Origin of the sequence: Streptomyces botrytidirepellens (assembly GCF_003721215.1) — a bacterium.
GTDB lineage: Bacteria > Actinomycetota > Actinomycetes > Streptomycetales > Streptomycetaceae > Streptomyces > Streptomyces himastatinicus.
In genome coordinates this window covers 1-4605 of record NZ_RIBZ01000126.1, presented here as the reverse complement: position 1 = coordinate 4605, position 4605 = coordinate 1, and the positions used below count along the sequence as shown (strand labels likewise).

The 4605-nt window shown below is 71.5% G+C and carries 1 protein-coding gene and 1 pseudogene; both read left to right on the top strand.

Annotation, left to right across the window (positions count from 1 at the left end):
* Window positions 1-18: 18 nt before the first annotated feature.
* Window positions 19-354: pseudogene (locus tag EEJ42_RS54575) on the top strand (MDR/zinc-dependent alcohol dehydrogenase-like family protein); the annotation flags it as partial.
* Window positions 308-4605: SDR family NAD(P)-dependent oxidoreductase (locus EEJ42_RS51745; protein WP_425472869.1), on the top strand; the 4298-nt coding region annotated here is incomplete at its 3' end. The pseudogene EEJ42_RS54575 and the gene EEJ42_RS51745, both read left to right, overlap by 47 nt.

Here is a 4605-nt window from a genome sequence, read left to right as displayed (position 1 = left end):
GCTGTGGGTGACCGGGTGATGGGTCTGCTGGACGGCGGGTTCGGGCCGTCGGCGGTGGCGGATGCGCGGATGCTGGCGCGTATACCGGGCGGTTGGTCGTACGAGCAGGCGGCGTCGGTACCGATCGTGTACCTGACCGCGTACTACGCGCTGGTGGATCTGGCGGGGCTGGGGGCGGGTGAGTCGGTGTTGATTCATGCCGCTGCCGGTGGTGTGGGTATGGCGGCGGTGCAGTTGGCTCGGCATCTGGGTGCGGAGGTGTTCGCGACGGCGAGCCAGGCCAAGTGGCCGACTCTTCGCGGGCTGGATGTTGCGGCCGATCGTATTGCTTCGTCGCGTACGACGGAGTTTGAACAGGTCTTCTCCGCGGCGACGGGTGGTGTCGGGCTGGATGTGGTGTTGGACTGCCTGGCTNACGGGTGGTGTCGGGCTGGATGTGGTGTTGGACTGCCTGGCTGGGGAGTTCGTGGATGCGTCGTTGCGGTTGACGCGGCCGGGTGGCCGGTTCGTGGAGATGGGCAAGACCGATATCCGCGACGCGGACGAGGTCGCCGATGCTCATCCGGGCGTGATCTATCGGTCGTTCGATGTCATGGATGCGGGTCCTGAGCGGATCGGCGAGATGCTGACGGCGTTGTTGGGGCTGTTCGAGAGTGGTGCACTGCGGCCGGTCCCGGTCACGGCGTGGGACATCGCCCGGGCTCCGGAGGCGTTGCGATTCCTGGGGCAGGCGAGGCATGTCGGCAAGGTCGTGCTGACCTTGCCGGTGCCGTGGGGTGAGCGTGGCACGGTGTTGGTGACCGGCGGTACGGGTGGTCTCGGCGCGGTCGTGGCCCGGCACCTGACCACGGAACACGGGGTGCGGGACCTCTTCCTGCTCTCCCGGCGTGGGCCCGATGCGCCGGGGGCGGGTGAGCTCGAACGGGAGCTGACCGCTCTCGGTGCGCGGGTGACGATCCGTGCGTGTGATGTCAGCGACCGGCAGGCGCTGGCGGATGCGTTGGATGCGGTCCCCGACGATGCCCCGTTGAGGGGCGTGGTGCACACCGCGGGAGTGCTCGACGACGGGATGATCGCGGAGCTGACCCCGGAACGGCTCGCCGGAGTGCTGGCGGCAAAAGCCGATTCCGCCATGCATCTGCACGAACTCACCGCAGGCCGTGATCTGGACGCGTTCGTCCTGTTCTCCTCCTTCGCGGGTGTGGTGGGCAATGCGGGCCAGGCGGCTTACGCCGCGGGCAACGCGGTGCTCGACGCCCTCGCGGTATCCCGGCGAGCCCAGGGGCTCCCGGCCGTGTCGCTGGCGTGGGGCATGTGGGAGAACTCCGAAGGCATGGGCGGTCGACTCGACGAAGCCGACCTGAGCCGGATGCGGCGCCAGGGCTTCCCGGCTCTGAGGACCGACCACGGGCTGACCCTCCTTGACACCGCCCTGCGGATCAACGAGCCGGTGGCGGTGCCGGTCGCCCTACGGACCTCGGCACTCGCCGCGGTACGCGACAGCCTGCCCGCCGTGCTGCACGGACTCGTCCCGGCGACGCGGCAGCGCCGGACCGTCGCCGGGCAGGTTGCCGCCGCCGGCGGCGGCGAGCTGGCCCGCCGCCTGCGCGGACTGCCCGCCGCCGAGCAGGACCGGTTGCTGCTGGACCTCGTACAGACCCAGGTCGCCGGGGTGCTGGGGTACACGTCGGGCGCGGAAGTCGATGCCGGACGGGCATTCAAGGACCTCGGCTTCGACTCGCTGACCGCGGTAGAGCTGCGCAACCGCCTCACCACCGCGACCGCCGTCCAGCTGCCCGCGACCCTGATCTTCGACCACCCGAACCCCGCCGCGCTGGCCGACCACCTGCGTACGCGGGTCCTGGGCGCGGTGGTCGAGCAGACCGCTTCGCCCGTCCGGAAGACGGCGACGTTCGTGGACGACGACCCCATTGTCATCGTCGGTATGGGCTGCCGCTATCCGGGTGGCGCGACCTCGCCGCAGGCGCTGTGGGACCTGGTCGACTCGGCCGGTGACGGTTTCTCCCCGCTGCCCGCCGATCGTGGCTGGGACGTGCGGACGCTGGTCGACACGACTGGCGTCAGCGGTGGCGGATTCGTACCGGACGTGGCGCGGTTCGACGCCGAGTTGTTCGGGATCTCGCCGCGCGAGGCCCTTGCCATGGATCCGCAGCAGCGGCTGCTGCTGGAGACCTCCTGGGAGGCGCTGGAGCGGGCCGGGATCAGCCCCCTGTCGCTGCGCGGCTCGGCCACCGGCGTGTTCGCCGGGGTGTCCGCGAACGGGTACGGCGGGAACGTGCACGAGCCCGAGGAAGAGATGGAGGGCTACCTCCTGACCGGCAGTACCCCGAGCGTCGCATCGGGCCGTCTCGCCTACGCCCTCGGCCTTGAGGGGCCCGCGGTGTCGGTGGACACCGCGTGCTCGTCGGCGCTGGTGGCGCTGCACCTCGCGGGCCAGGCGCTGCGGGCGAGGGAATGCGACCTGGCCTTGGCCGGCGGCGCGACGGTGATGGCCACCCCTGGGATCTTCCTGGAGTTCTCGCGGCAGGGCGGGCTGGCCGGGGACGGCCGGTGCAAGTCCTTCGCGGAGGCCGCGGACGGTACGGGGTGGGCCGAGGGCGCCGGGGTACTGGTGCTGGAGCGGCTGTCCGACGCGCGGCGCCTGGGGCATCCGGTGCTCGCGGTGGTACGCGGGAGTGCGGTCAATCAGGACGGTGCGTCGAATGGTCTGACGGCGCCGAACGGTCCGTCGCAGCAGCGGGTGATCCGGCAGGCGCTCGCCGTCGCGCGGATGTCGCCGTCCGACGTGGACGCGGTCGAAGCCCACGGCACCGGTACCTCGCTCGGCGACCCGATCGAGGCGCAGGCGCTGCTCGCGACCTACGGGCAGGGGCGCGACGGCGCCGAGCCGCTGTGGCTGGGCTCGGTGAAGTCGAACATCGGGCACAGTCAGGCCGCGGCCGGCGCGGCCGGGCTGATCAAGATGGTGATGGCGCTGCGCGAGCAGCGGCTGCCGCGAACGCTGCACGCGGACGAACCCTCGTCGCATGTCGATTGGGGCTCCGGTGCGGTCGAGCTGCTGACCGAGGCCCGTGCGTGGCCGCGCGGTGAGCGGCCACGTCGGGCGGGTGTCTCGTCGTTCGGCATCAGTGGGACCAACGCGCACGTCATCATCGAGGAGGCTGAGGAAGCTCCCGCGATCGATCCGGCCATGGGCGGCGAGCGGCCGACCGCGGAGCCGGCCGTCGTGCCGTGGGTGCTCTCCGGCCGGACCGCGGAAGCCTTGCGCGCGCAGGCTGGGCAGCTGGCGGCCTTCCTCGACGAGCAGGACTCCGCGCCCGCCGATATCGGGTGGTCTCTGGCGGCCACGCGTGCGGTGCTCGACCACCGGGCAGTGGTGCTCGGCGCCGACTTCGCCACCCTGCACTCGGGCGTGGCCGCGCTGGCCGATGGTGATGCCTCCGTGGTGTCCGGTGTGGCGGCTGAGGGGCGTACGGCGTGGATGTTCACCGGCCAGGGCAGCCAGCGGCCCGGCATGGGCCGCGAGCTGTACGGCCAGTTCCCGGTGTTCGCGCGGGTCCTGGACGAGGCGTGTGGACATCTGGACGCCGAGTTGACGGGTGGGCCGGGGTTTGAGCATTCAGTGCGGGAGGTGTTGTTCGCGGCGGAGGGTTCTGCGGAGGCGGCCCTGCTGGAGGGGACCGGGTATGCGCAGACGGCGTTGTTCGCGGTGCAGGTGGCGCTGGTGGAGTTGCTGCGGTCGTGGGGTGTGGCGCCGGATGTGGTGCTGGGCCACTCGATCGGCGAGTTCGTCGCGGCGTATGCGGCGGGTGTGTTCGAGCTGGCGGATGCCGCGCGGTTGGTGGCGGGTCGTGCGCGGTTGATGCAGGCGCTGCCTTCGGGTGGTGCGATGGCGGCGATCGAGGGCACCGAGGCCGAGGTCACCGACATCCTCGGCGGGCTTCCTGAAGGGGAGCGGGCCACGGTCGCGGCGGTCAACGGGCCGACCGCGGTGGTGGTGTCCGGTGACGAGGACGCGGTCGAGCGGGTGATGGCGGTGGCGCGGGAGCGGGGCCGCCGGGTGTCGCGGCTGCGCGTCAGCCACGCTTTCCACTCGCCGTTGATGGAGCCGATGCTGGCGGAGTTCGCCGACATCGCCGCGAGGGTCACCTACCGGCAGCCGGTGCTCACAGCGGTCAGCACCGTCACCGGGCAACCGCTCGCAGATACTGACTGGACGACCCCCGCCTACTGGGTCCGCCAGGTGCGCGAGCCGGTCCGCTTCCATGACGCGCTCCGGACCGCCGTCGGCGAGCAGGGCGCAACCCGACTGCTCGAAATCGGTCCGGACCCCGTGCTGACCGCGCTCGCGCGGTCCGAAGGGTCCACTGCGGTTTCGGTGCTGCGCAAGGGGCGCGAAGAGGCCGACACCGTGCTGACCGCCGTGGCCGAGATGTTCGTACACGGGGGCAAGGTGGACTGGTCCGCCGTGTTCGCCGGGACCGTTGCGCGGCGAGTGGATCTGCCGACGTATGCGTTTCAGCGGCAGCGTTTTTGGATGGGGGCTGTCCGGCCGGGTACCGATGCGAGCGGCTTGGGTCTGGG